The organism is Streptomyces sp. MUSC 14, assembly GCF_001866675.1.
Classification (GTDB): Bacteria; Actinomycetota; Actinomycetes; order Streptomycetales; family Streptomycetaceae; genus Streptomyces.
On the sequence record NZ_MLYN01000028.1, the window covers coordinates 217,867 to 243,182 of the forward strand.

Consider the following 25,316-nt stretch of genomic DNA (forward strand, 5'->3'; position numbering starts at 1 on the left):
GGTGCGCCGCACCCAGGCACCGCGCCATCAGGCCATGCGGTGCGCTGAGTGCGTCGCCAGTGCGGCTCTGGCTTCGGCCCGTTGGGTGGCTCTGCGGTCGGCTGCTCTCGCAGTCAGAGCCTCGGTATGCGGCTCCGGAGGAGGAGACCGGCGGCGTGCGCGGCGACGACTTCGGCGATGGCCACGTTCTGTTTGTCGGTGAACCAGACGGGTTTGTACATGTCGGGCAGCGGTCCGAGCGTGCCGACGAGGAGTGCGGCGAGGCCGCCGACCGCCGAACGAGCACCAGCAGCGCAGCGGGCAGTCCGGCGAGGTGCGGTCGGCGATACGACCAGCGGGACAGCACGGTGACGCCTCACAGCAGTGACCAGTGGCCTCCCGCGCTCGCCGGGCCGGGTCTGAAATGCGCGTCGTGGCCACGTCACAAGTGTGCGTCGTGAACTCGTCCAGCGGGTCAGGGGAGCAGCAGGGCCTTGATGGCGCGGCGCTCGTCCATGGCCTTGTAGGCCTCGGCGGCCTGGTCGAGAGGGAGGATGAAATCGAAGACCTTGCCGGGGTCGATGGTCCGGTTCCAGATGAGGTCGATCAGCTGGGGCAGGAAGCGGCGGACCGGGGCGGGGCCGCCGTGCAGGTGGACGTGGGAGTAGAACAGTTCCTCGCCGGGCAGCTGCACGCCGTGGGCGACGCCGACGTAGCCGACGTGCCCGCCGGGGCGGGTGGAGCGGATGGCCTGCATCATCGACTCCTGGGTGCCGACCGCCTCGACGACCGAGTGCGCGCCCAGCCCGGCGGTGAGTTCCTTGACCTGGGCCACTCCCGCGTCGCCGCGCTCGGTGACGATGTCGGTCGCGCCGAACTCCAGGGCGAGTCTCTGCCGGTCCTCGTGGCGGCTCATCGCGATGATCCGCTCCGCGCCCAGCTGCTTGGCGGCGAGCACGGCGAGCAGGCCCACCGCGCCGTCGCCGACGACCGCGACGGCCTTGCCGGGGCCGGCCTCGGCGGCGACCGCGCCGAACCAGCCGGTGCCGAGTACGTCGGAGGCGGCGAGCAGGCTCGGGATCAGGTCCTCGGCAGGGTCCTCGGGGGTGGCCACCAGAGTGCCGTCCGCGAGCGGGACACGCAGCCGTTCGGCCTGGGCGCCGCCGGCGCCCACGTATTCGCGGTGTACGCACGAGGACTGGTAGCCGGCCCGGCAGATCTCGCAGGTGTTGTCGGAGGCGAAGAACGAGCCGATGACGAACTGGCCGGGCTTGATCGTGGTGACCTGCTCGCCGACCCGTTCGACGACGCCGACGTACTCGTGCCCCATCGGGGTCGGGGCGGTGACCGGGTTGATGCCGCGGTAGTCCCACAGGTCCGAGCCGCACACGCAGGCGGCCACGGTGCGGATGACCGCGTCGGTCGGATGGATGATCTTCGGGGTGTCGCGCTCCTCGACGCGGACGTCCCCGGGAGCGTGGATGACGGCTCCGAGCATGACGGTGTCCTTCGGGTGCGAGGGTGGGGAGTGGGGGAGGGTGGTTCAGGCGAGGTCGCGTGCCAGGACCCGTGGGCCGGCGTACTCGGCGTCGGTGACGTGGTCGAGCCAGGCGACGTCGTCGGTCTCCCACAGGGCGATGTGGGCCATGAACTGGTCCGGGGCGGCGCCGTGCCAGTGCTCCTCACCGGCCGGGGTCCAGATGACCTCGCCCGGGTGGGCCTGGACGATCTCGCCGTCGCGGGACTGGACCAGGGCGATGCCCTCGACGACGTACAGGGCCTGGCCCAGACCGTGGCTGTGCCAGGCAGTGCGGGCGCCGGGTGCGAAGCGGACCATGTTCGCCCTGGCCCGGGACTCCCCCTCGCCCCGGTAGATCACATCCGCCCAGGCGTCGCCGGTGAACCACTGCTCGGGCAGCTTCACGGTCGCGGGCCGCTTGACGATCTCCATCTCACATCTCCTTCGGTAGGGTCCTGCCGCGCTGGGCCGGGCCGGCAGGGTGTAGGGGGTGGCTGTGGCTGCCGGTCAGGTGGTGGGTCGGACGCCGCGCTGGTCGGCGATCTTCTTCAGCTGGTTGACCGCGGTCATGGCGTTGGGCCAGCCGGCGTAGAAGGCCAGGTGCGTGATCGCCTCGGACAGCTCCTCCATGCTCAGCCCGTTGTCCAGGGCGACGCCGAGGTGGTATCCCAGCTGCTCGGTCCGGTACAGCGCCGCCAGCGTCGTGACGGTCACCAGGCTGCGGTCACGCGGCGACAGCCCCGGACGCTCCCACACGTCACCGAAGAGGACCTCGTCGGTGACCTCGACCAGCTTCGGGGCGATCCCGGCCATCTCCCGGGGTGCGGACTGCTTCGGCATGAGGGGTGACTCCTTGATCGAACGGGTGGACCGGGCCGGTTCCACGGTGTGCCGGGCCGTTTTCCACGGCAGCCGCCGTAGCCCGCGTGCCGGTCAGTTCCCGGCGGCGCCAACGGCTTCTGGTATCGAGGAAACGGCAGGTCAATCAGGTGGAGAAGGGCCTGGGGTTACAGGTACTGACAGGACCCCCCGCGTCTGCGCCGTCCGGCTTAGCGTGGAAGACATGAGCACCGAGAGCGACATCCGCGAATTCCTGGCCTCCCGCCGCGCCAAGATCACCCCGCAGCAGGCCGGGTTGCCCGCCTACGGCGGCAACCGGCGCGTGCCCGGCCTGCGCCGCGAGGAGGTCGCCCTGCTCGCCGGCGTCAGCATCGACTACTACGTCCGGCTCGAACGCGGCCGCCTCGCCGGGGCCTCCGAAGAGGTCCTCGACGCGGTCGCGAACGCCCTCCACCTTGACGACGCCGAACGTGCCCACCTGTTCGACCTGGCCCGCGCTGCCGCCAAACGCCCCGCCCGCCGCACCCGGCGCCCCGCCGGAGTCCTGCCGGACAGCATCCTGCGCGTCCTGGCGTCCATGACCGACTCCCCGGCCTTCATCCGCAACGGCCGACTCGACATTCTCGCCACCAACCCCCTCGGCCGAGCCCTCTACGCCCCTCTGTTCCCCGACCTCACCGCCCGGACCACCAACATCGCCCGCGCCCAGTTCCTCACCCCCGCCGGCCGCGACTTCTTCCCCAGCTGGGAGGTGGGTGTCAACACCACCGTCGCCCTGCTGCGCACGGAAGTCGGCCGAGCCCCGCACGACACCGAACTGACCGGCCTGATCGGCGAACTCGTCACCCGGAGCGAAGAGTTCCGCACGGCCTGGGCCAAGCACAACGTGCGCCTGCACCACACCGGCCGCAAAGCCTTTCACCACCCCGCCGTCGGCGACATCACCCTCGACTTCGACGCCATGGAACTACCGGCTCAGCCCGGCCTGACCCTCACCGCCTACAGCGCCGCCCCCGGCACATCCGACCACGACGCCCTGCAACTCCTCGCCACCTGGGCCGCCAGCGAGCTCCAGCCAGTCGCAGGTGGGATTCCCACGCCATCGGCAACTGACATCACCTCTCACAGAAATTGATCAGGCCAACCCGGCTGGGGCCGCCGCACTTCGAGATCGTCCTCTCCGATCCGTACTGCCTGACCTGCGGAGGAACTCTCGCTCGCTTACCGTCAGGGGCGTCCTGATCTGCAACCTCGACAGGCTGAGGCAACTGGAACTCGTCGACACTGTGGTGCTCCATCCGGAGGCGTTGCGCAGCACCCGGCGTACGGTCCTGGACGTCAACCCGAATGTGGCCGACTGGGACCACGACCGGCTGTGGCAGGCCGCGACAGCAGCCCTGGACTCGGACGCGGAACTTGAGCTGCGCCCCGTGCCGGGCCAGGACGAACCGGGAACCGGGCTGATGATCGCCTCGGAGGCCGGAAAGGGACATCGGCACCGTCCTCGTCGGATGGGAGATCGCCCCGCTGGCCGAAGCCGCCCTGGACGCCGCCCGCCGGGCGGGTCTGCACGTCGTCGTGCTGGACGACGGCTCGCTCGGCGACTTCGGCGCGTTGGCGGACGAACTCGTCAGCGCCGAGCGCCCGTTGGCCGAGGTGGTCAAAGAGCTCCAGCGCGACGGCCGGGTCGTGCTGACGCTGGCTCACGTGATGAGCGGGGACGCTTCGGTGGAGCAGCAGCTGAGCGACGAGAACCACGAGGTGCTCACCGGTCTGCTGCGCAGCGACATCGCGGTCTCGCTCACCGACGACCGTAGCGCGGTGGTATGGGGCGCGGACGCGCTGCTGCTGCACGGGTTGACGGGGGCGTGGCGGCTGCTGGATGCGATCCCGGCCGCAAGGGCCGTCGGCAAGCACTCCAAGATCTTCGCCGAGGCGGGCGCGGCCCTCGCCGGACTGCTGGTGGTCACGCGGGGGACACGCTCGAAACGCATCACCTTCCCGCTCGGATTCCGGCTCAGTCCGGTCAACGCGGCCGCCGCGGCCTCACTCGTCTCCGGCTGGCGCGCGGCCCTGCGCGTGAGCACGGACAGCGCGCCACACCCGCTGCCCCGGGTGCCCTGGCACGCCCTACAGCCGAAGGAGGCGCTGGCCCGGCTCAGAGCCCGCGCCCGGGCGGCACACCCGAGTGCGCTGCGGCCTCTCAAGGAGACCCTCGGTCGCGTGACGCGCCTCCCGGTTTTCACCCCCGTCCGTCTGACGGTCCGTCTGGTCGCTGCGGTGCGCGGTGAACTGCACGACCCGCTCACTCCGCTGCTTCTGGTCGGGGTGATGGCCTCCGCCATGCTCGGGTCCACCGTCGACGCGGCGATGGTGCTCGGGGCGATGGGCGTGAACGCGCTGGTGGGGGGCGTGCAGCGGCTGCGGGCCGAGCGAGCGCTCTCCGGGCTCCGTGTGGAGCAGCGTCAACAGGCCCGTCGAATAGTGGACTTGGACGCAGCCAAGTCCAAGACCAAGACGGTGGAAGCCAGGCGGCTGACAGCTGGTGAGGTGATCGAGCTCTACACGGGCGATGTGGTGCCGGCCGATGCCCGGCTCCTGGCCGCGGACGACCTGGAGGTCGACGAGTCCTCTCTGACCGGTGAGTCGGTGCCGACCACCAAACAGGTCGACGCCACGCCCCAGGCCGCGGTGGCCGATCGCCACTGCATGGTCTTCGAAGGCACGACAGTGGTCGCAGGCCACGGCCGCGCCGTAGTGGTAGGCACTGATGAGGAGACCGAGGCCGGCCGGGCGGCACATCTGGCCTCGCGCGCCCAGCCCGCCCCCGGAGTACAGGCCCGGTTGCACGAACTGACCAGCCAGATGCTGCCGTTCACGCTGCTCGGCGGTGCCGCCGTGACCGGGCTGTCGCTGATGCGCGGCCGACCTGTACGGCAGGCGGTTCGCGGCGGGCTGGCGGTCACGGTGGCCGCCGTCCCCGAGGGCCTGCCGCTGGTCGCCACCGTCGCACAACTGGCCGCGACCCGCCGGCTCAGCCGGATCGGCATTCTGGTCCGCACCCCGCGCGCGCTGGAGGCGCTCGGCCGAATGGACACCATCTGCTTCGACAAGACCGGCACACTGACCGAAAACCGGCTCCGTGTGGTGCGGACCGCAACCGCCGACGGCACCGAACACCCGGCCGACGCCACCGAGGCGGCACCACTGCTCCGCGCCGCCGCGCTGACCTGCCGAACCCCCGAACAGGAGGCGGGCATCCACGCCCACTCCACCGACGAGGCGATCCTCACCGCGGCTCCTCCGGAGTCACCGTGGACACCCGTGGAGGTGCAGCCCTTCGAGGCCAGCCGCGGATACGCCGCCGCTGTCGGCACCGACGAGGACGAAAGGCGCTCCAGAGGTCGTTCTGCCTGGCTGTAGGGACACCGACGGCAACACCACCGCGCAGAGGCTGGCCGCCCAGGGCCTGCGGGTGCTGGCCGTCGCCCGCGATCGGCTGAAGCCCCGCGAGGAGACCGACGAGGCACTGGGCCGACCACCGGCAGACATGGAACTGCTCGGCTTCATCGCCCTGGCCGACACCGCGCGCCCCAGCTCCGCGCCGCTGGTCGCCGATCTGCGCGAGGCCGGCGTACGACCGGTCATGCTCACCGGCGACCATCCGCAGACCGCCCGCGCGATCGCCGTCCAGCTCGGCTGGCCCGACGACGTAACAGTTGTCACGGGCGAGGAGCTGGCCGCCCAGGACCGGGCCGGAAGGGCACGCCTGCTGCGTGACTGCGGCGTGGTGGCCCGAGTCGCTCCAGAGCAGAAGCTGCACGTGGTGGAGGCACTCCAGGAGGCCGGTCGGGTCGTGGCCATGGTCGGGGACGGCGCCAACGACGCCGCCGCCATCCGCGCCGCCGACATCGGCGTCGGCATCGCGGTACGCGGTTCGGCCGCGGCGCGCAACGCGGCCGATCTGGTGATCACCAGCGATGACCTGTCCATGCTGGTCGCCGCCGTCGCCGAGGGCCGCGCGCTGTGGCGCAGCGTGGCGGACGCGATCAGCGTCCTGATCGGCGGCAACGCCGGCGAGATCGGCTTCTCGGTGCTCGGCACACTGCTGTCCGGCTCCTCGCCGCTGTCCACCCGCCAGATGCTGCTGGTCAACCTGCTCACCGACATGTTCCCGGCGATGGCGGTCTCGGTGACGCCCAGGGACGAGACCGCCGACGAGCGCCCGGACGGCGAGTCCGCCCTGACTGACAGCGCCCCCGTGGGCCTCACGGCGCTGGGCGATCCACTGACCCGGCAGATCAGGCACCGAGGCATCGTCACCACGCTCGGCGCGACCACCGCCTGGCTGATCGGCACGGTCACACCCGGTTCCGCTCGGCGAACCAGCACAATGGCGCTGTGCGGGGTGGTGGGCGCCCAGCTCACCCAAACCGTCATCGGGCGCCGGCACAGCCCACTGGTGCTGCTGACCGCCCTCGGCTCAGCCGCCGCACTGGCGGTCCTGATCGAAACGCCGGGGGTCAGCCAGTTCTTCGGCTGCACCCCCCTCGGCCCCATCGCCTGGGCCGGCGTCGCCACCGCAATGGCCGTCGCCGCACTCGCACCGCACGCGATACCGACGATCGAGCAGCATCTGTCGGAGCTCGGTGCGCGGCTGCGCGCGTAGGGCATTCGGGGCTGTTCACGACCCGTGCCGGATGTTGTCGCCGCTGCCTTGGCGGTCGGCCTCGTCCCTGAGCAGTATCGACAGCAGGGACGCCACCGTCAGGCCGGCCTCGGCCGGATGACGCAGGACCTTGCCCGGGTCGATGCTGTAGTGATTGGTCCGGCCGCTGCGGGTGTGGGAGAGGTACCCGGTCTGCTCCAGGTCCGCGATGATCTTCTGCACGGCACGCTCCGTGAGCCGGCAACGCGCTGCGATGTCGCGGACGCGCGCGTTGCGGTTGTCGGCGATGCTGACCAACCACGCGCGCGTGGTTGGTCAGAAACGTTCACCCGTTGTGCGGCTCGGGCACTCCGTGGACTTCCATCATGGCCACCATGCTACGACCGCTTGTTCGCGCGATCCAAAACACGAACATTGATTCGTGCAGGGCTTGACGTGTTACGGGGACCGGGTGAGCCTGAAGAGAGACATCCGGTGAAACCGGAGGAGGCGAGCATGACGCTACCGGCCTGGGACACGACAGCCGCCGACGATGGCACCGCCCGCACGCCGCCGCCCGTCAGAACCCTGCTGGCACACGCGGGGCCGAGCGGCATCCGCGTGGCCGTCACCGTCACCGGAGAGTTCTGTCTCGACAACAGCCAGAGTCTCCGCCGCGCCCTGGACGACGCCCTCGCACGTTCCGAAGAAGGCGTGGACCTGGACCTCGGCGAACTGGACCTCGCGGACTGCTCCGCACTCAACGTGCTCCTGACCGCCCGCCGCGACGCGCTCGCGGCGGGCAAGACGGTCACCGTCACCGCTGCCAGTCCCGCCGCTCAGCGCCTGCTGACCTACACCGACACCCACACCCTCTTCTCCCCCGCCCGGAAACCCGGGGCGCCGTGCGAGGACACCGACGAGAACCTCCTGCGAACCGAGGTCATCCAGCTCCGGCGCGCCCTGCACACCCGCCCCGAGATCGACCTGGCCCGCGGCATCCTCATGGCCTCCTTCGGCCTGGACCCCGACACGGCCTGGGACGTACTGGTCACGGCATCCCAGAACACCAACATCAAGCTGCACCGCCTGGCCAGGGAGGTCGTCACTACCGTGCAGGGCGTACCCCTGCCGGACCCGGTCCAACGGCAGCTCACGGCAGCCGTGGCACGGACACGCACCCCCGACAGCCCCTCGCAGCACCGCACCCGCAAGGGCCGGGCTCGACGCCCCCTGTCCCAAGGATCCGGACGTTCGTGAGCACCATGCGCGTCGGGCGCTCCACTCGGCGACCCGGCGCGGAAGTCTCCGGCCGACCCTCGCTCCGGTGACGTGCAGGCCTTCACTCGGGCCGGAAGCCGGACCTCCGGGCGACCACGTCGCGAGCCACCTCCGTGACCGTACGCCCCTGGACGAAGGCGCGCGCCCGCATCCGGTCGAGAGCTTCCGCGGGATCCGCACGGAGTTGCACCATCACGATGCCCATGGCCTGGTACACCTCGCTGTGCTCGGCCTGCGAAGCCCTCATCCATGACGCTCCCTCGTCTTCCGGCACCCGCTCGGAGCCGTGCTCGGGAAGCAGATTCATGAGGGCGAGCGTGATCGCGTCCCGCGCCCGCAGCGCGATGCCCAGTTGACTCGCCGACAGCCCTCCGGGCCGGTCACGGTACATGTCGAGGGTCCCGATCGCCGCCTCGTCCGTTCCCAGCGGCAGGGAGAACACCGCGCGGACCCCCAGCCCGACGGCCTCATGGGCGAAGACGGGCCACCGCCTGCTGTCCGGCTCTTCGGCGAGGTCCGCGGCCAGCACCGGGCCGGCCGTACCGAGCGCAGCCTGACAGGGCCCCTCCCCGAGGGTGTACTGCGCCTCCGCCAGCCGAGCCGCCACACGGCCGGTGGCACACCAGATGGCCCGTGCTATGGGGCCGCCGGAGATCGACACCGAGGCACCGGTGACCGGCAGCAGACGGACGCAGGCCCGGCACAGCGCCTCCGGGACCTGCTGGGTGTCGACGCCTTCGGAAGCACTGGCGAGCACCTCGATGCCGCGCAGCCATTCCTCCAGATCCGCAGGATCGCCGCCGCCCGAGGGGCTTGCGACGGAACCGGACCGCATGGTCGCCACCTCCCCGTCGAGGAGCCCGGTCAGCCGGACCCGGGCATCTCGCCGTTCTCCGTACACCAGTCATCAACGGCCGAGGGCGTTCTCCAACTCCCTCTTGGACATCGAGGAGCGCCCGTGGATGTCGCGCTTCCTGGCCTCCTCGTAGAGCAGCTGGTCCTTGGTGGGACCTTCCGTACCGCTGTGCAAGCGCTGCCCGCCGCGCTGCGACGCCGATTTCGGGTCACGGACCGAGACCTTGCTCGCGGTCTTCGACTCGCCCGACCTCGCCCGCTCCTTGTTGACCGTGCGCGCGGCGATCTCCTCGGCCCGCCGCGTCGACTCGGCACGGTCCTCGGCGCTCTTCTTGATGTGCTCGTACTGCCGTTCCCGCTTGGCACTCGATCCGGATGGCATGACGCCTCTCCTCCGCCTTGCGCGACGGCCTCCTCACTTCGTGCCGGAGTCCGCTCTGGACGACGGGTTCCCCGGAGCCGCCGTCCCATCCACGACGCTTCGGCCATTCCGGACTGAAGAGGAGTGCACACTTACGCGTTCGGCGGGTACTCGACGGGGGTGAGCGTCACCGTACGAAACTCCGACCGCGCCAGTCCGGAGCGGTCGGCCAGTTGTGGAACGTGATTGCGATGAGTTTCCCGCACAGCGGTCACACATTCCCCGGCAGAACGACCACGCTGCCCGCGTCGGATGATCTACGGATCGGGATCAGCGAGTTGCGGTGGGACATCTGTCGTCTGCAAGAGGCCGTCGTCTCGCATGCTGTCGTCGACCAGGCCGTCGGTGTGGTCATCACCGTCGGTGGACTCCGCCCCGACCAGGGCATCGACGTTCTCACCGTGGTCGCCCAGCGCACCGGCATCTCACTCCGCACGGTCGCCGAACGCCTCGTCGCCTGGGCGGCCTGCGAGCCGCTGTCCGACGACCTGCGTACCGCGCTGGAGACGGCACTGAGGGCCACACGTCCCGCTGGAACACAGCCCGCCACCTGCTTGGTGGCCCTGTCGCAGTCCAGTCGCCCTGCATGACACAAGCCACCATCGCGGAGGTGACCGCGGCATGGCACGCGCCCTGTGGAACGGTGTCCTCGCCTTCGGGCTGGTGTCCCTGCCGGTTCAGTTGTTCGCGGCTACCGACAGCCACACCATCCGGTTCCGTCAGCTTCAGCGGGGCACGTCCGACCGGGTGCGCAACAAACGCGTGAATGAGCGCACCGGCGAGGAGGTGCCGCAGGACGAGATCGTCAAGGGCCTGGACGCCGGTGACGAGTACGTGATCCTGGAGCCCGGGGAACTGGAGGAGATGGCCCCGGGCCGCTCCCGGGAGCTGGAGATGACCGGTTTCGTCGACCTCGCGGACGTCGAGCCGGTCTTCTTCGACAGGACGTACTACCTGGGGCCCAAGGGAGAGCAGTACGAGAAGGTGTACGCCGTGCTGCAGAAGGCTCTGGAGCGTGCGGACAAGGCGGGTATCGCCACCTTCGTCATGCGCAACCGGGAGTATCTGGTCGCGGTGAGGTCCGAAGCCGGAATCCTGACCCTGCACACCTTGCACTGGGCGGACGAGATCAGGGATCCGCGCGCGGAGATCGACGATCTTCCCCAGCGGGTCGGGCCCGCCGACCGCGAGTTGCGGATGGCCGAGCGGCTGATCGACTCGCTGAGCATGGAATGGAACCCGACCGACTTCCACGACACCTACCACGACAAGGTGCGGGAACTGGTCAGGGCCAAGAAGAAGGGCGGCAGCGTGGAGAAGGCCGAGCAGCCCGCCGAAGCCACGAACGTAGTCGACCTCAGGGACGCGCTGCGCGCCAGCGTGGACCGCGCGAAGTCGCGGAAGGCCCGGACGGGCAGCGCATCGAAGAGGACGGCCGGCGGCTCGCAGAGGCGTTCCCGGGCGAAGCCCTCGCCCGACTCGCTCACCAAGGCGCAGCTGTACGACCTGGCTGCCGAAGCCGACGTCAAGGGCCGCTCCTCCATGAGCCGCGAGGAGCTTGTCCAGGCGCTGTCGCACACCGGCACGGGCCCACACGCCCGGGCGTCGTGACACACCCGGAATCCGATGAGGAGAGATGACCGATGAAGCCACGCACACAGCGGAAGGGCCCGCGTCCCGTCCCGAGGGATCCTCCCGACCAGCAGGCCGGGCACGGCGACGACCGGTGGGAGCCACACACGGACGACGGCCGCACGCCGGAGCAGCACGGCGCGGACGACCGGGAGGGCGCGGGCGACGTCCCCGACGTGGACGAGGCGGGCGCAGGGCCTCGCGGCGCCCCACGGCACGCCGGGGTCCATCCGGAGCACACCCCGTACCCGAGGAGCCCTCCGGCTAGTGCGACGGCCCGATCAGTGCCGACGCCGACCGACGACACGGTGCGAGCACAGTACGGGGCAGAAACCTCGACGTCGTCGGGCAACTCCGGCATGGCTGACTCCTGGAACCCCCTCGGCTCGCCGGTCGGTTCCGTCGCCGTCGGCCATGAGGCGGGCCACGATGCGCAGATCGTCGACGAGACCGTCGTAGATCCGCGTGCGGTCGGCGTCGTCGGCGCGCAGCACGGCGGACGGATGGATCGTCGCCACCAGCCCGCTGATCCCCTGCTCGGCGTCGCCCGTCCCATCGCCTTCGCCGTCGCTCGCGGCGAGGCCGGGCCAGGGGAGCAGGGCGCCGCGTCGCTCCGTCACCCGGAATCCCGAGCCGAGCAGGGCTCTGCCCGCCGTGCCGCCGAGCGCGACGACCACCTCCGGTGCCACGACTCTCAGTTCCGCCCTGAGCCAGGGCCGGCAGGCGGTCATCTCGCGGAGTGTCGGAGCCTTGTGGATCCGGCGTTTGCCGCCCTCGGGGACCGTGAACTTGAAGTGTTTGACCGCGTTGGTGACGTACACCCGCTCCGGATCGATGCCCGCGTCCGCGAGGGCACGTCTCAGCACCTTGCCCGCGGGGCCGACGAACGGCCGACCCTGACGGTCCTCCTGGTCCCCGGGCTGCTCGCCGATGAGCAGGACCCGTGCGGTCGTGTCGCCCTCGCCGAACACGGTCTGGGCCGCGTCCTGGTACAGCGGACAGCCCCGGCACTGCGCGGCCGCCTTCCGCAGCCCGGGCAGTCTCGCGCGCCGTCCGGGCAGGTAGGGCGTCGCGTCATGATCGCGGCCCCCGGCAGTCCTTCCGGCCGTGGCCTGTCGCTCCTTCTCCTCCTGCCCTGAGCCCTGCGCGGGCCGTTACGGGGTCCGAGTACCCGGGTACTCGCGGCATGGACACCGACCCACCGCCTGGAACAGAGGAGAGGACAGTGCCATGAATGCCAACCGCAGAGGTGAATCCCATCCCGACGAAAAGACGCGAGAGCGGTCTGCGGAGGAACGGAACACCGTGGCCCCGACCCCACGGGACGTACGGGCGAAGGCCAAGGGCGACGAAGCGGCGGACGACGAGAAGTTGGACCCTCCGGCGACGCACACCGGGTCCCTGTGACCTGCAGACCGTGCTGTCTTCTCTGGGAGGCGAGATGCCCGGCTTCGGATACTTCCTGTCGTGCGAGGAGCACGGCCCCGCGGAACTCGTCGAGCAGGCGCGCATGGCCGAACAGGCCGGCTTCGAGTCGCTGTGGATATCGGACCACTATCACCCGTGGAACGGCCGGCAGGGCCAGAGCCCGTTCGTGTGGTCGGTGATCGGCGCTCTGTCACAGGCGGTGCCTCTGCCCTTGGAGACGGCGGTCACCTGTCCGCTGCTGCGCATCCACCCCGCGGTGATCGCCCAGGCCGCCGCGACGAGCGCGGTGCAGCTGGACGGGCGCTTCCGGCTGGGCGTGGGTACCGGCGAGGCACTCAACGAGCACATCCTCGGCACGGTCTGGCCGGAGGCACCGGTACGGCTGGAGATGCTGGAGGAGGCCCTCCAGATCATCCGGCGGCTGTTGACCGGGGAGCAGACCAGCCACCACGGCAAGCACTACACCGTGGAGAACGCCCGCCTCTACACGGTCCCGGACGAACCGCTGCCGATCGATGTGTCGGCCTTCGGCCCCCAGGCCGCCGAGGTCGCTGCCCGCGTCGGTGACGGGCTGATCACCATGGCGCCCGATCAGGCCCTGGTGGAGCGCTTCCGGCGCGGTGGCGGCGGGACCAAACCTGTATTCGGCGGGCTGAAGGTGTGCTGGGGCACGGACGAGCGGGAGGCGGTCCGCACCGCGCACCGCCTGTGGGCCAACGAACAACTGCCCGGCGAACTCCCGCAGGTCCTGCTGACCCCGCGCCGCTTCGAGCAGGCCTCCGAGCTGGTCACCGAGGAGCGGGTGGCGCGGGCCGTGCGATGTGGTGCCGATCCGGACGCACACGTCGAGGCGCTGTCCGCGTTCACCGAGGCGGGCTTCGACGGCGTGTACTCAACCAGACAGGCGCGGATCAGCAGGGCTTCTTCGACTTCTACCGCACCAAGGTCCTGCCCCGGCTTCGGGACTGACCGTGCGAGGTGCACCGTGCACGGACCCCTCGCCGTGATCGGCATGGTCGACACGTACGGCCACAAGGACACCGAACTGCCGGTGCCTGCTGTCGCGGCTGGGCGTGGGCCACCTGGTGTGCCACGGAGAGCGAGGGCGACATCGTGCACGGCAGGCGCCGGACAGTCCCGCGGACCGGGGGAAAGGCGATCATGACTGAACTCATCCATGGAACCGCCCTGGACACCCTGGCCTCAGCCCTGCGTGCCGAGGCCGACGCCGAGGTCCGGTTCGATGCGGGGAGCCGGGGGGCCTACGCCACCGACGGCTCCAACTACCGGCAGGTACCCCTCGGCGTGGTCGTCCCCCGGTCGGTCGAGGCGGGAGCCCACGCGGTGGAGATCTGCGCCCGGTTCGACGCGCCCGTGCTGTCGCGCGGCGGAGGCACCAGCCTGGCCGGGCAGAGCACCAACACGGCCGTCGTGATCGACTGGACCAAGTACTGCGACCACCTCGTCGCCGTCGACCCCGAGGCCCGTACCTGTGTCGTCGAGCCGGGCATCGTCCTCGACGAACTCAACCGCAGGCTCTCCGATCACCGGCTGCAGTTCGGCCCGAAGCCCTCGACGCACAGCCACTGCGCCCTGGGCGGCATGATCGGCAACAACTCGTGCGGTGCCTCCGCGCAGGCCTACGGCAAGACGGCCGACAACGTACGCCGGCTGGAGGTCTTGACCTACGACGGACTGCGCATGTGGGTGGGACCCACCGGCCGGGCCGAGCGTACGCGGATCGCCGCGGAGGGCGGACGGCGGGCGGAGATCTACGACGGCCTGGACCGGATCGCCGGTACCTACCTGGCCGACATCCGGCGCGGCTACCCGAAGATCCCGCGCCGGGTCTCCGGCTACAACCTCGACTCGCTGCTCCCGGAGAACGGCTTCGACGTCGCACGGGCCCTGGTCGGCAGCGAAGGCACCCTGGTGACCGTCCTGCACGCCGAACTCGACCTCGTCCCGGTGCCCCCCTGCCAGTCGCTGCTCGTGCTCGGGTACGACGACATCTGCCGGGCCGCGGATGACGTGCCCCGTCTGCTGGAGCACTGCTCCCCCACCCAACTGGAGGCTCTGGACGGCCGGATGGCCCAGCTGATGCGCGAGGAACACGCCTGTCTCGACTCGCTCGCCGCCCTCCCCGAGGGTGACAGCTGGCTGCTCACGCAGTTCTCCGGGGACCGTCAGGAGGACGTGGACGAGCAGGCCCACGCCCTGCTGAAAGCGATCGGCCGCGCCGAGCAGGACGCATCGGTCGCCTTCTCCGACCAACCCTCGCGCGAGCAGGAGATGCTCAGGGCCCGGGAGGCCGGGCTCGGGGTGACGGCGCGCCCGCCGGACGACCGGGAGACCTGGGAGGGCTGGGAGGACTCCGCCGTACCACCGGAACGGCTGGGTGACTATCTGCGGGATCTGAGGCGCCTGTTCGACGAGTTCGACTACGACGATCCTTCCCTCTACGGCCATTTCGGGCAGGGCTGCGTGCACACCCGCATCCCGTTCGGGCTGCGGACCGCCCAGGGCGTTGCGGACTTCCGCCGGTTCGTGGAGCGGGCCGCCGATCTCGTCGCTTCCTACGGCGGCTCGCTGTCGGGTGAGCACGGCGACGGTCAGGCCCGCGGTGAGCTGCTGACCCGGATGTTCGGCCGACGGCTGGTGACCGCCTTCGGCGAGCTGAAGTCCCTCTTCGACCCGGACGACCGGATGAATCCGGGCAAGGTCGTCGACCCGAATCCCGTCGACAGCAGGCTGCGTCTCGGCGCCGACTGGCGTCCCGCCGACCCGGAGACCCGCTTCGGGTACCCCGACGACGACCACTCCTTCACCCGGGCGGTGCTGCGCTGCGTGGGCATCGGCAACTGCCGCAGCCGGCGTGGCGGCGTGATGTGTCCCTCCTACCGGGCCACAGGGGAGGAGGAGCACTCCACCCGGGGCCGGGCGCGGCTGCTGTTCGAGATGCTCGACGGGCATCCCGACTCCGCGGTCACCGACGGGTGGCGCTCGACCGAGGTGCGCGACGCCCTGGACCTGTGCCTGGCTTGCAAGGGATGCAAGTCCGACTGCCCCACCGGTGTGGACATGGCCACGTACAAGGCGGAGTTCCTCTCCCACCACTACGCCGGCCGGCTCCGCCCCGCCGCCCACTACTCCCTGGGCTGGCTGCCGCTCTGGGCCCAACTGGCCACTCACGTACCCTGGTTGGCGAACGCTGCGCTGGACGCCCCGGGTCTCGGCCGGGCCGGACGGTGGCTCGCCGGTGTCGAACCGGCCAGGACGGCGCCGCTCTTCGCCGAGCGCTCGTTCGTGCGCTGGTGGCAGGAGAGCGGCCGGGATCAGCCGGACCCGGGCGATCCGGCGACGGTGCTCCTGTGGCCGGACACCTTCAGCAACCACTTCCATCCGTCGGTGGCCATCTCCGCGGCACGGCTTCTCGAAGACGCCGGATTCCGGGTCGCCGTGCCTGACACGCCCCTGTGCTGCGGGCTGACCTGGATCTCCACCGGCCAACTCGCCACGGCCCAGCGGGTGCTGCACCGCACCACGCGGGCACTGCGTCCCTACCTCGACGCGGGAACTCCTGTCATCGGCCTGGAGCCGTCCTGTACCGCCGTGTTCCGCTCCGACGCCCCCGAGCTGCTCCCGGGCGACGAGGACGTGCGGCGGCTGGCGAAGCAGACGCGCACCTTCGCCGAGCAACTGGTCGAGCACGCGCCCGCCGCATGGAGTCCGCCCCGGCTGGCCCGGCAGGCGACCGTGCAGACCCACTGCCACCAGCACGCGATCACGAAGTTCGACGCCGATCGTGAGCTGATGCGCCGGGCCGGCCTGGACGCCGATGTCCTGGACGAGGGCTGCTGCGGCCTGGCCGGCAACTTCGGCTTCGAACGGGGCCATCACGAAGTGTCCCTGGCGGTGGGTGAGCTGGGGGTCCTGCCCGCCGTCCGCGCGGCGGCCCCCAGCGCCCTCGTGCTCGCCGACGGCTTCAGTTGCCGCACCCAGATCGAGCAGGGCGGCACCGGCCGCCGGGCCCTGCACCTGGCCGAGGCGCTGGCTCTCGGTCTCGCCGGAAACCTGCCCGCCGAACAACCCGAACGCCTCGCCGCCCGCCCCGAACCGCCGTCCGCCAAAGCCCGTTGGGCGACGACGGCCGGCACCGCCGCACTCCTCGCGACGGCCGGTCCACTCACCGTACGAACGCTGCGCCACCGGTAACCGCACCACCACCGGAAAGGATCACGAACCATGTCGACGAAGGTCTCCGACTACCTGCTCCAGCGCCTGCGCGAGTGGGACGTGGAGCATGTCTTCGCCTATCCCGGCGACGGCATCAACGGCCTCCTCGCTGCCTGGGGGCGGGCCGAGAACAACCCCCGCTTCGTCCAGTCCCGCCACGAGGAGATGTCCGCCTTCGAGGCCGTGGGCTACGCCAAGTTCTCCGGCCGGGTCGGCGTCTGCGCAGCGACTTCCGGCCCTGGCGCCATCCACCTCCTCAACGGCCTCTACGACGCCAAACTCGACCACGTGCCCGTGGTCGCGATCGTCGGGCAGACCAACCGCAGCGCCATGGGCGGCTCGTACCAGCAAGAAGTCGACCTCATCAGCCTGTACAAGGACGTCGCCTCGGACTTCTGCGAGATGGTCACCGTCCCCGAACAGCTCCCGAACGTCCTCGACCGCGCGCTGCGCACCGCGATGGCACGCCGCTCGGTGACAGCTCTGATCGTCCCCGCCGACGTCCAGGAACTGGACTACTCGCCACCCGAGCACGCCTTCAAGATGGTCCCCTCCAGTCTCGGCCTGCCGCACTACACGGCGGTGCCCGACGACGGCGACCTGCAACACGCCGCCGATGTGCTCAACTCCGGCGAGAAGACGGCCATCCTGATCGGGCAGGGCGCGCGCGGCGCACGCACGGAGGTCACGGAGGCCGCCGAGCGGCTCGGCGCCGGGGTCGCCAAGGCCCTGCTGGGCAAGGACGTCCTGGACGACGACCTGCCCTATGTCACCGGCGCCATCGGGCTGCTGGGCACCCGCCCGTCGTACGAGATGATGCGTGACTGCGACACCCTGCTCGTGATCGGTTCGTCCTTCCCCTACACACAGTTCCTGCCGGAGTTCGGCCAGGCACGGGCCGTGCAGATCGACATCGATCCGCACATGGTGGGGCTGCGCTACCCGTTCGAGGTCAACCTCGTCGGCGACGCCGCCCGCACGCTGCGCAGGCTGCTGCCGCTGCTGGAGCAGACCGAGGACCGGACGTGGCAGAAGACGATCGAGGACAACGTGGCACGCTGGTGGGAGGTGATGGAGCGGCGGGCGGCCGTCGAGGCCGACCCGGTCAACCCGGAGTACGTCACCCACGCGCTCAACGGACTGCTCCCCGAGGACGTCATCCTGTCCTCCGACTCCGGCTCGGCCGCCAACTGGTACGCCCGGCACCTGAAGCTGCGCGGTGCGATGCGCGGCTCGCTGTCGGGGACGCTGGCCACCATGGGGCCCGGTGTGCCGTACGCCATCGGCGCGAAGTTCGCGCACGGCGACCGGCCGGCGATCGCCCTGGTCGGTGACGGGGCGATGCAGATGAACGGCATGGCCGAGCTGATCACCGTCGCCAAGTACTGGCGGGACTGGGCCGATCCGCGACTGATCGTCGCCGTCTTCAACAACCGGGACCTCAACCAGGTGACCTGGGAGATGCGCGCGATGGAGGGCGCCCCGCAGTTCCTGCCCTCGCAGTCGATCCCCGACGTCAAGTACGCCGACTTCGCCCGCTCGCTCGGCCTGGCCGGCATGCGGATCGAGAAGCCCGACGGTGTGACGGGCGCCTGGGAGACCGCCCTCGGCGCCGACCGCCCCTGCGTGCTCGACTTCGTGACCGACCCCGCCGTACCGCCCATCCCGCCGCACGCCACGCTCGACCAGATCGAAGCAGCCGCGGCATCCGTCCTCAAGGGCGACAGCGACCGGGCCGCCATGATCCGGCAGGGCTTCAGGGCCAAGGTTCAGGAGTTCCTGCCCGGAGGCCACCGGTGACGCTCGCCCGGCCGGTGGAACACCTGACCAGCGAGGTCTACACCGTCCCCACCGACATGCCCGAGGCGGACGGCACCCTCGCCTGGGCCAGCACCACCCTGGTCCTGGCCACCGTCCACTGCGGGACGGTCACCGGCCTCGGCTACACGTACGCCCCGCCCGCAGCGGCCCGTGTCATCGACGACCTGCTCGCCGACGTCCTCACCGGCGTCTCCGTGCTCGACGTGCCCCGGGCGAACGAGGCCATGGCCCGCGCCGTACGCAACGCGGGTCTGCCCGGTGTCGCGGCCCAGGCCCTCTCCGCCGTTGACATCGCCCTGTGGGACGCCAAAGCACGTGTGCTCGGCCTTCCTCTGGTCCAGCTTCTCGGAGCGGCCCGCGACGACGTGCCCGTCTACGGCAGCGGCGGCTTCACCACCTACGACGACAGCCGTCTGGAGCGGCAGTTGCGCGGCTGGGTGGAGACGGAGGGCATACCGCGCGTCAAGATCAAGATCGGGGAGTCGTGGGGCCGATGCGAGGACCGGGACCTGCGCCGCGTCACCCAGGCGCGCGCCGCCGTCGGGCCGAAGACCGGGCTGTACGTGGACGCGAACGGCGGCTACGGCATGAAGCAGGCGGTCCGTGTTGCCGCCGGCCTCACCGACGAAGGAGTCGTGTGGTTCGAGGAGCCCGTCTCCTCCGACCACCCTGATGCCCTGGCCGCCATCCGCGCCCAGGTCACGCCCGACGTCACGGCCGGAGAGTACGGCTACACGCTGCCGTACTTCCGGCACATGCTCGCCGCCCGCGCCGTCGACTGCCTCCAGGCCGACGTCACCCGGTGCGGCGGCATCACGGTCTGGCTGCGGGTCGCCGCTCTGGCCCAGAGTCACGGTCTGGAGATCTCGGGCCACTGCGCCCCGCACGCCCACGCGCACGCTGCGGCCGCAGTGCCCAATCTGCGCCATCTGGAATGGTTCCACGACCACGTCAGGATCGAGCGGCTGCTCTTCGACGGCACCCTGGACCCCGATGGCGGCTTCCTCGATATCGGCCAGGCACAGGCACCCGGCCTGGGCCTGAGCATCGCAGGCGAGCGAGCGGCCCCGTACCGAACCGGTTGATAGGAGAGCTCTTCATCGAAGATGCGTAATTCACGCAGAACGGGAACACGACAGGTACCAGACATCGGAAGGAGGTCGGCCTGATGTCTACCGGCACACTTCTGGCAATCGTCATTCCCCTCGCGGTCGTCGTCGTGCTGATCGCCGTGGGCCTGTCACTCTTCATCCGGCACCGGGCCCTACGTGAGCGCTACGGCCCCGAGTACGAACGGACGGTCGACGCCGCCGACAGCAGACTCGCCGCCGAGCGCGAGCTCAGCGCACGCGAGAGGCGACACGACAAACTCGACATCAAGCCCCTGCCCGACCGTCTCCGCGAGCGCTACACACGGGACTGGGACCACGTGCAGCACGAGTTCGTGGACCGCCCGGAGGACGCCGTGCACGACGCGGACCAGCTGGTGACCTCCGTCATGCACGAACGCGGATACCCCACCGAAGGCTACGACCAGCAGCTCAAGGATCTTTCCGTGGAACACAGCCGCACCCTTGAGCACTACCGGGCCGCCCACGAGATCGACACGCTCAGCGAGGGCCACAAGGCCACCACCGAACAACTGCGCAGCGCCATGGTCCACTACCGGGCACTGTTCGACGAACTTCTCTCCGACGGCGGCCAGACCCGCCACGTCCCGGCATGACATCCCGACACCGGGACCGACGGACACGGAGCAGCTATGCAACCCGACGACACACCGCACACCACCGACAACGGACTGTCCACCGAAGACCTCGCCCAACCCCGCGATACCGACGCAGCCCCGAGCACCGCCCCGACCTCCCCGGTCTACCCGGGTGAGGCTGAGGGGGACAAGGGGGCACGGACCGGGGACGCGGACGAGATGCCGCAATTGCTGACGGCCGAGGACGAGGACGACTTCCGCAATCGCTGGGAGAAGATCCAGACCACCTTCGTCGACGACCCGCGTGACGCGGTGCAAGCCGCGGACAGCCTGGTCGCCAACCTCATGCAGACGCTCGCCGCGACCTTCGACGAGCACAAGAAGACGCTCGAAGAACAGTGGAGCCGGGGCGGGCAGGCCGACACCGAAGCCCTCCGCATGGCCCTGCGCCACTACCGCTCCTTCTTCAACCGCCTGCTCACCACCTGAGAAACACACAGCCGGAGAGAAAGAAGAGCGCCATGATCGCACTCGGCGTCATCCTGCTCATCGTCGGATTCGTCCTGCACATCGGCATCCTGTGGAGCATCGGAATCATCCTTCTCGTCATCGGAGCCATCCTGTTCCTCCTCGGCTCCGTCGGCCACGCCATCGGCGGCCGACGCCACTACTGGTAGACACATCCGGTTGCACACGGTGTCCTGCCCGCCGAGCCCAGTCGTGCGGTCAGGGCCGGCCAGATGTCCGTCATGATGTTGAACACGACGGGCTGGTCGAAGATCCCTTCCCAGTGTTGGCGTGTTGGCCCTACCGGCGCGCCGGGCGAGGCGGCCCTGGCGGGTGACAGTGCCTGCTCTCGATGGTGAAGGCGTCGCGGGTGTGCGTCAGTCGCATGAGGCGGGCCACGGCATACGGGACCGCGCGGAGCCACAGCACGGCGCCTCGTTCCCTGGCACGGCGGCTTGCGGCCAGAAGGGCGCTGAGGCCGGTGCAATCGCAGAACGGAACGCCCGCCAGGTCGACGACGATGCGCGGGTACGTCGTGACGGCTTGCTGCAGGACGTGACGCAGCTCTGCGGCGGTGACCACGTCCAATTCGCCGGCAACGGTCACCACGCAGTGGTCAGGCCCCGGGGTGTGGACGGTGACGCGCAACGGCTTGAGCACAGCGCTTCTTCTCCTCTGCTGATGCTCCCGTGCTTTCAAGGGGACACCCTTGGTGAAGCGGTGTCCAGGCATTTGTCCCAGGACCGCGGGCTGCACCGTGATCAATCTCCGGCTGGGCCCGCCAGTCATTTTGGCCGGCCCGGACCCGATCGGCCCGGATGTCCCCGCGCGTCCCTCCCGTGCGCGTCCGGAAACTCATCAAGCCGTGGACCAGGCGATGAGCGTGATCGTTGCCCCGGGCCGGGTGTCCTTCGTGCGGGTTCGGGATGCGGTGGTGGCTCATGCCTGCGACCTTGGGAAGCGAAGGGGCATGTCCAAACAGGCGAGAGCGGAGGCGGTCGCCATGGTGACGGCGGATCCGTCGCTTCTGAAGGAGCTGGTCGAGCGGTGCGACAGCCTGAAGCGAAGGCTGGCAGCGGACGGCAGCAGCGCGGAAGCCGCCCGCAACCTTGAGGATGCTACGTACACATTGTGCGTCGTCACGGGCACTCGCCAACTGGACGCAGCCCTGTTCGTGGCCCGCCGGCAGCTGGCCGACTCCCTGGCCCGACACCAGCCTCTTCACCCCGCGGGCTGAAGAGGCTGGCGCTCAGTGCCCGACGAGGGCACGCCAGACGTCGCGAAGTCCAGGGTGTACGTGGGTATTGACACTGGTCAGGGTCCCGATCTTCCGAGCGCGGCGACGCAAGGTGCCGGTCCTCCAGCGGGGCAGGGCCGCCCTCGGCACCGCACGGGTCCCGCCGTGAAGACCGGCACCCCCATATCGCCCACGACGCGACCATGCCTGCCCCATCCGATATCCGGGTGAGACCCGATGGCGTGGGTACCCGCGTCCGCACACGATGCTCCATCGCGGTGATGGTCGGTCCGAGGGGTCGCCCTCCCCGGCGTGCACGGGGCATGGCGATGGCGGCGCGCGGTACACGTTGCTGGTCCACGACGACGCACGTGGGTGAGGAGGGGCGATGCGCAAGGCGTTCACAGCACTTGGCGAAGTACTGGTCTGGTGGGCGGTGCTGCTCGTCGTCAACGTCCTCTTCATCAGCACCGTCTCACCCCTGGAACTCGTCGTCGTCGCGGGCGGAGCGCTGATAGCTGCGGTCGCCGCACGGGCCGTCCACACGGCGTCGGGTGCCCGACTGGGCGGCACCCGGCGATGGGGAGCGGCGACGCTCGCGTGGCCGGGCGCGGTTCTCACCGACCTGATCAGACTGTGCCGGATCACCGCGCGTGCCCTCGGCGGCCGTTTCCCGGAAGGGAGCCTGAAGACGATGACGCTGGTCCCCGGAACGGGTGCTGCGTGGGCCTGCGCGCTGTTGTCGTCCACTCCCGGCGCATACGTCGTCGACGTACTCGAACCTCGGAGGACGGGGCAGGGCTCGCAGACAGCCGTCGCACACTTTCTCACCGATGACCGTACGCACCTGGAGGATGTGCTCACCGAAGGGAAGCGCCGGTGAACGCCTGGCTGCTCGCGACCGCGGTCCTGCTGACCCTGGGGATGCCGCCGTGCGTGTGGGCGGCCGGCCGGGGCTCGGCGGTCGAGCGGCTCGCGGGGCTCAGTCTGGCGACGACGGTCGTCACCGCTGTCCTGCTGCTGACGGCCCAGGGGTTCGGCCGCAGTTCTTTCATCGATCTCGGCCTCGTCCTCGCCGTCCTGGGACCCGCCGGAACACTGGTCTTCGCCCGCTTCCTCGGCGGCCGGTCGATCGAGACCCCCGACACCCAGGCCCATGGGAAGACATGAGATGACCGCCCGTCACGTGTGCGCACTCGTCCTGCTCGTCACCGGTACCGGTGTACTGTTGCTGTCCGCCGTCGGCCTGGTGGCCCTTCCGCGGCCGTACCAGAGACTGCACGCCCTCACCCCCGCCTCCACCCTCGGCACTCCGCTCGTCGCGCTCGCCCTGGCCGTCGAGACCGGCCCCGGGCGCGCCGCCGTCAAGCTGCTCCTCGTCGCGGTGATCGTGGGGCTCGGCGGGGCGGTCACCGCCATGGCGATCGGTCGGGCGACGGCCCAGCACGAACACCTGCTGCGAAGGGACTCCCCTGAGTGAGCACGGCCACCATCCAGGAGTATCTGATCGCCGTCGCGCTGGTGCTGGTCGCCGCGAGCGCCACCGCCGCGGCGCTGGCCCGCGACCCGGTACGGCAGGCCGTCCTGCTGGCCGTCCTCGGTCTGTGTCTCACCGTCCTGTTCACGTTTCTCCAGGCGCCCGACGTGGCGCTGTCCCAGCTGGCCGTGGGTACGGCGGTCACCCCGCTGCTCATCCTGCTGACGGTCCGCAAGGTACGCCGCCCCACGGCGTCGCGCCACGACGGGGACGAGCGCGGTCAGGAGGGCGGCGATGAGTCGTAGCGCGCGCATCCGGTTGTTCTGGGCCGCGGCCGTCGTCTTCGCCGTGGCGTACACGCTCGCCTGCACCGGGCTGCCGCACTTCGGTACCTCGGTGCACCCCTACGCGACGCGTGCCGTGGCCGCATCCCTGCGGCAGCGCACCGCCAACGTGGTCTCCTCCGTCAACTTCGACCAGCGCGCTCTGGACACCCTCGGAGAGGAGTCGATCCTGTTCGCCTCGGTACTCGGGACCCTCGTACTGCTGCGCCGTGCCCGCGACGAGCGCATCGGCCCGCCGCGGGCCGGACGGGTCCTGCCCAGCACCCGGCTGCTGGGCCTGGTGATGGTGCCGGTCACGCTCCTGACCGGTGTGTACATCGTGGCGCACGGCCAGTTGTCGCCGGGCGGCGGCTTCCAGGGCGGTGTCGTTCTCGCCACCGGGCTGCACATGGCGTATGTGGCCGCGGACTACCGCGTGCTGAAACGCATCCGCCCGCTGGCCGTGCTCGACCTTGCCGACGCGCTCGGCGCGGGCGCCTTCGCGGCGCTGGGGCTGGCCGGGCTGATCGCGGGCGGCGCCTACCTCCAGAACGTACTGCCGCTCGGCACCTTCGGACAGCTGTCCTCCGGCGGCCTGGTGCCGCTGCTGAACGCGGCGGTCGGCGTCGAGGTCGGCTCGGGCGTCGTCGTCCTGCTGGCCTCCTTCCTGGACCAGGCCGTCGAGGTGCGACCGGCACAGAACCCGGATTCGGGAGGCGGCACATGACGATCCTGCCCTTCCTCACGGCCGGGTGGATCTTCCTGGTCGGCGTGTACGGCATGGTCACCAGCCGCGACATCATCCACGCCGTCGGCTGCCTCGCCGTGGCGCAGTCGTCGACGTACGTGCTGCTGCTCACCGTCGGATACCGGCGCGGCGGCATCGCCCCGTACTTCACCGACACGCCTCTTCGCACCCGCACCGTCGACCCGGTCGTCCAGGCGCTCGCGCTCACCGACGTCGTGGTGGGCGCCACGGTGACGGCGCTGCTGCTGGCGCTCGCCGTGCAGATCCGCAAGCGGCACGGCACGGTCGACCCGGACGCCCTGACCGGGCTGAAGGGCTAGCGGGCCGGGCATGGTGCGTACCTCCGATCTGCTGCCGCTCGCGATCGCAGTGCCGCTGCTGGGCGCCGTGGTCCTCGTGGTCGTCGGAAGGTGGCTGCCGCGCATGGCCGTCGACGTGCTGGTCACCGTCTGGGCGGTGCTGGAGGTCGGGTGCCTCGCCTGGCTGTGGCTGCGTACCGGCGACGGGCACAGTGTCTCGTGGCTGGGTGGCTGGTCCCCGGTGCACGGCGAGAGTGTCGGCATCGTGCTCGTCGGCGACCGGATCGGCGTCGGGCTCGCACTGCTGACCGGAGCGCTCGTCCTCGCGGTCGTCGTCTACTCCTGGCGCTACTTCGA

The 25,316-nt window shown here is 70.4% G+C and carries 23 protein-coding genes and 5 pseudogenes; 20 read left to right on the forward strand and 8 right to left on the reverse strand.

What is annotated here, in order from left to right:
* Positions 1-454 precede the first annotated feature (454 nt).
* The 3 genes from BIV25_RS19595 to BIV25_RS19605 form a co-directional block, all read right to left on the reverse strand.
* Complete coding sequence (locus BIV25_RS19595; RefSeq protein ID WP_071373638.1) at positions 455-1,477, reverse strand: zinc-dependent alcohol dehydrogenase family protein; 1,023 nt, start codon at positions 1,475-1,477, stop codon at positions 455-457.
* A gap of 45 nt (positions 1,478-1,522) precedes the next feature.
* A complete protein-coding gene (locus BIV25_RS19600) occupies positions 1,523-1,930 on the reverse strand; it encodes a cupin domain-containing protein (RefSeq protein ID WP_071373639.1) in 408 nt (135 codons plus the stop codon).
* 75 nt (positions 1,931-2,005) lie between these two features.
* The gene (locus BIV25_RS19605; RefSeq protein WP_071373675.1) at positions 2,006-2,338 is read right to left on the reverse strand and encodes a carboxymuconolactone decarboxylase family protein; all 333 of its coding nucleotides are present in this window, start codon (positions 2,336-2,338) and stop codon (positions 2,006-2,008) included.
* Positions 2,339-2,561: 223 nt separating this feature from the next.
* Here BIV25_RS19605 and BIV25_RS19610 point away from each other — a divergent pair, with 223 nt between their 5' ends.
* Positions 2,562-3,473 carry a helix-turn-helix transcriptional regulator gene (locus tag BIV25_RS19610; protein ID WP_071373640.1) on the forward strand — a complete coding sequence of 304 codons (912 nt, stop codon included), beginning with the start codon at positions 2,562-2,564 and terminating at the stop codon, positions 3,471-3,473.
* Positions 3,474-3,555: 82 nt separating this feature from the next.
* Positions 3,556-7,007: pseudogene (locus BIV25_RS47135) on the forward strand (cation-translocating P-type ATPase); the annotation flags it as partial.
* Between the two features lie 15 nt (positions 7,008-7,022).
* Here the strand turns inward: BIV25_RS47135 and BIV25_RS19625 are convergent.
* Positions 7,023-7,326: pseudogene (locus tag BIV25_RS19625) on the reverse strand (MarR family transcriptional regulator).
* A gap of 176 nt (positions 7,327-7,502) precedes the next feature.
* On the opposite strand from BIV25_RS19625, the gene BIV25_RS19630 reads away from it, so the two are divergent.
* Positions 7,503-8,246 (forward strand): ANTAR domain-containing protein, encoded by a 744-nt coding sequence (locus BIV25_RS19630; protein WP_071373643.1) that lies wholly within the window; start codon positions 7,503-7,505, stop codon positions 8,244-8,246.
* Positions 8,247-8,328: 82 nt separating this feature from the next.
* Here BIV25_RS19630 and BIV25_RS19635 read toward each other — a convergent pair whose 3' ends face one another.
* The gene (locus tag BIV25_RS19635; RefSeq protein WP_079176739.1) at positions 8,329-9,102 is read right to left on the reverse strand and encodes a GAF and ANTAR domain-containing protein; all 774 of its coding nucleotides are present in this window, start codon (positions 9,100-9,102) and stop codon (positions 8,329-8,331) included.
* Positions 9,103-9,174: 72 nt separating this feature from the next.
* Positions 9,175-9,504, reverse strand: coding sequence for a plasmid stabilization protein (locus BIV25_RS19640; protein WP_071373644.1), 330 nt, complete (start codon positions 9,502-9,504; stop codon positions 9,175-9,177).
* A gap of 230 nt (positions 9,505-9,734) precedes the next feature.
* Between BIV25_RS19640 and BIV25_RS19645 the strand changes: the two genes are divergently transcribed.
* Positions 9,735-10,133 carry an ANTAR domain-containing protein gene (locus BIV25_RS19645; protein ID WP_079176731.1) on the forward strand — a complete coding sequence of 133 codons (399 nt, stop codon included), beginning with the start codon at positions 9,735-9,737 and terminating at the stop codon, positions 10,131-10,133.
* Between the two features lie 31 nt (positions 10,134-10,164).
* Positions 10,165-11,154 (forward strand): Ku protein, encoded by a 990-nt coding sequence (locus BIV25_RS19650; RefSeq protein WP_071373645.1) that lies wholly within the window; start codon positions 10,165-10,167, stop codon positions 11,152-11,154.
* A gap of 431 nt (positions 11,155-11,585) precedes the next feature.
* Here BIV25_RS19650 and BIV25_RS19655 read toward each other — a convergent pair.
* Positions 11,586-12,236 (reverse strand): annotated as a pseudogene (locus tag BIV25_RS19655) (UdgX family uracil-DNA binding protein); the annotation flags it as partial.
* Positions 12,237-12,616: 380 nt separating this feature from the next.
* Between BIV25_RS19655 and BIV25_RS19660 the strand changes: the two are divergent.
* The 7 genes and pseudogenes from BIV25_RS19660 (at position 12,617) to BIV25_RS51110 (ending at position 21,045) form a co-directional block, all read left to right on the forward strand.
* Positions 12,617-13,572, forward strand: a pseudogene (locus BIV25_RS19660) (LLM class F420-dependent oxidoreductase).
* Positions 13,573-13,764: 192 nt separating this feature from the next.
* Positions 13,765-16,818 (forward strand): FAD-binding and (Fe-S)-binding domain-containing protein, encoded by a 3,054-nt coding sequence (locus BIV25_RS19665; RefSeq protein WP_071373646.1) that lies wholly within the window; start codon positions 13,765-13,767, stop codon positions 16,816-16,818.
* 30 nt (positions 16,819-16,848) lie between these two features.
* Entirely contained in the window at positions 16,849-18,639 is a 1,791-nt protein-coding gene (locus BIV25_RS19670) for a thiamine pyrophosphate-requiring protein (RefSeq protein ID WP_071373647.1), read from the forward strand.
* Positions 18,636-19,745 (forward strand): enolase C-terminal domain-like protein, encoded by a 1,110-nt coding sequence (locus BIV25_RS19675; protein ID WP_371273040.1) that lies wholly within the window; start codon positions 18,636-18,638, stop codon positions 19,743-19,745. Before BIV25_RS19670 ends, BIV25_RS19675 begins: the two co-directional genes overlap by 4 nt.
* 83 nt (positions 19,746-19,828) lie before the next feature.
* Entirely contained in the window at positions 19,829-20,386 is a 558-nt protein-coding gene (locus BIV25_RS19680; protein ID WP_071373648.1) for a hypothetical protein, read from the forward strand.
* Between the two features lie 36 nt (positions 20,387-20,422).
* Positions 20,423-20,857: a hypothetical protein gene (locus tag BIV25_RS19685; RefSeq protein WP_071373649.1), complete on the forward strand. Its 435-nt coding sequence runs from the start codon at positions 20,423-20,425 to the stop codon at positions 20,855-20,857.
* Between the two features lie 32 nt (positions 20,858-20,889).
* Positions 20,890-21,045 carry a DUF6131 family protein gene (locus BIV25_RS51110; protein ID WP_177235334.1) on the forward strand — a complete coding sequence of 52 codons (156 nt, stop codon included), beginning with the start codon at positions 20,890-20,892 and terminating at the stop codon, positions 21,043-21,045.
* Between the two features lie 130 nt (positions 21,046-21,175).
* Here BIV25_RS51110 and BIV25_RS19690 read toward each other — a convergent pair whose 3' ends face one another.
* Positions 21,176-21,535, reverse strand: a complete 360-nt coding sequence (locus tag BIV25_RS19690) for an STAS domain-containing protein (protein ID WP_071373650.1) — start codon at positions 21,533-21,535, stop codon at positions 21,176-21,178.
* Between the two features lie 217 nt (positions 21,536-21,752).
* On the opposite strand from BIV25_RS19690, the gene BIV25_RS19695 reads away from it, so the two are divergent.
* The 8 genes and pseudogenes from BIV25_RS19695 to BIV25_RS19730 all read left to right on the forward strand — a co-directional run.
* Positions 21,753-22,112, forward strand: coding sequence for a DUF5133 domain-containing protein (locus BIV25_RS19695; protein WP_256255923.1), 360 nt, complete (start codon positions 21,753-21,755; stop codon positions 22,110-22,112).
* Between the two features lie 388 nt (positions 22,113-22,500).
* Entirely contained in the window at positions 22,501-22,995 is a 495-nt protein-coding gene (locus BIV25_RS19700; RefSeq protein ID WP_071373651.1) for a hypothetical protein, read from the forward strand.
* On the forward strand, positions 22,992-23,282 hold the full coding sequence (locus BIV25_RS19705; RefSeq protein ID WP_071373652.1) for an MrpF/PhaF family protein: 291 nt from the start codon (positions 22,992-22,994) through the stop codon (positions 23,280-23,282). Before BIV25_RS19700 ends, BIV25_RS19705 begins: the two co-directional genes overlap by 4 nt.
* Before the next feature lies 1 nt (position 23,283).
* On the forward strand, positions 23,284-23,592 hold the full coding sequence (locus tag BIV25_RS19710; RefSeq protein ID WP_071373653.1) for a monovalent cation/H(+) antiporter subunit G: 309 nt from the start codon (positions 23,284-23,286) through the stop codon (positions 23,590-23,592).
* An 11-nt stretch (positions 23,593-23,603) separates the two neighbouring features.
* Positions 23,604-23,894: a DUF4040 domain-containing protein gene (locus BIV25_RS19715; RefSeq protein ID WP_071373680.1), complete on the forward strand. Its 291-nt coding sequence runs from the start codon at positions 23,604-23,606 to the stop codon at positions 23,892-23,894.
* On the forward strand, positions 23,884-24,639 hold the full coding sequence (locus tag BIV25_RS19720) for an MnhB domain-containing protein (RefSeq protein ID WP_071373654.1): 756 nt from the start codon (positions 23,884-23,886) through the stop codon (positions 24,637-24,639). The genes BIV25_RS19715 and BIV25_RS19720 overlap by 11 nt, the downstream gene beginning before the upstream one ends.
* Entirely contained in the window at positions 24,636-24,980 is a 345-nt protein-coding gene (locus BIV25_RS19725) for a sodium:proton antiporter (protein WP_071373655.1), read from the forward strand. Before BIV25_RS19720 ends, BIV25_RS19725 begins: the two co-directional genes overlap by 4 nt.
* Before the next feature lie 10 nt (positions 24,981-24,990).
* Positions 24,991-25,316: pseudogene (locus tag BIV25_RS19730) on the forward strand (NADH-quinone oxidoreductase subunit D); the annotation flags it as partial.

Bases quoted from the DNA above. Each gene is read 5' to 3' on its own strand.
- BIV25_RS19595 (WP_071373638.1), bottom strand. From the start codon at position 1,477: ATGCTCGGAGCCGTCATCCACGCTCCCGGGGACGTCCGCGTCGAGGAG.
- BIV25_RS19600 (WP_071373639.1), bottom strand. From the start codon at position 1,930: ATGGAGATCGTCAAGCGGCCCGCGACCGTGAAGCTGCCCGAGCAGTGG.
- BIV25_RS19605 (WP_071373675.1), bottom strand. From the start codon at position 2,338: ATGCCGAAGCAGTCCGCACCCCGGGAGATGGCCGGGATCGCCCCGAAG.
- BIV25_RS19610 (WP_071373640.1), top strand. From the start codon at position 2,562: ATGAGCACCGAGAGCGACATCCGCGAATTCCTGGCCTCCCGCCGCGCC.
- BIV25_RS19630 (WP_071373643.1), top strand. From the start codon at position 7,503: ATGACGCTACCGGCCTGGGACACGACAGCCGCCGACGATGGCACCGCC.
- BIV25_RS19635 (WP_079176739.1), bottom strand. From the start codon at position 9,102: ATGCGGTCCGGTTCCGTCGCAAGCCCCTCGGGCGGCGGCGATCCTGCG.
- BIV25_RS19640 (WP_071373644.1), bottom strand. From the start codon at position 9,504: ATGCCATCCGGATCGAGTGCCAAGCGGGAACGGCAGTACGAGCACATC.
- BIV25_RS19645 (WP_079176731.1), top strand. From the start codon at position 9,735: ATGAGTTTCCCGCACAGCGGTCACACATTCCCCGGCAGAACGACCACG.
- BIV25_RS19650 (WP_071373645.1), top strand. From the start codon at position 10,165: ATGGCACGCGCCCTGTGGAACGGTGTCCTCGCCTTCGGGCTGGTGTCC.
- BIV25_RS19665 (WP_071373646.1), top strand. From the start codon at position 13,765: ATGACTGAACTCATCCATGGAACCGCCCTGGACACCCTGGCCTCAGCC.
- BIV25_RS19670 (WP_071373647.1), top strand. From the start codon at position 16,849: ATGTCGACGAAGGTCTCCGACTACCTGCTCCAGCGCCTGCGCGAGTGG.
- BIV25_RS19680 (WP_071373648.1), top strand. From the start codon at position 19,829: ATGTCTACCGGCACACTTCTGGCAATCGTCATTCCCCTCGCGGTCGTC.
- BIV25_RS19685 (WP_071373649.1), top strand. From the start codon at position 20,423: ATGCAACCCGACGACACACCGCACACCACCGACAACGGACTGTCCACC.
- BIV25_RS51110 (WP_177235334.1), top strand. From the start codon at position 20,890: ATGATCGCACTCGGCGTCATCCTGCTCATCGTCGGATTCGTCCTGCAC.
- BIV25_RS19695 (WP_256255923.1), top strand. From the start codon at position 21,753: ATGAGCGTGATCGTTGCCCCGGGCCGGGTGTCCTTCGTGCGGGTTCGG.
- BIV25_RS19700 (WP_071373651.1), top strand. From the start codon at position 22,501: ATGCGCAAGGCGTTCACAGCACTTGGCGAAGTACTGGTCTGGTGGGCG.
- BIV25_RS19710 (WP_071373653.1), top strand. From the start codon at position 23,284: ATGACCGCCCGTCACGTGTGCGCACTCGTCCTGCTCGTCACCGGTACC.
- BIV25_RS19720 (WP_071373654.1), top strand. From the start codon at position 23,884: ATGAGTCGTAGCGCGCGCATCCGGTTGTTCTGGGCCGCGGCCGTCGTC.
- BIV25_RS19725 (WP_071373655.1), top strand. From the start codon at position 24,636: ATGACGATCCTGCCCTTCCTCACGGCCGGGTGGATCTTCCTGGTCGGC.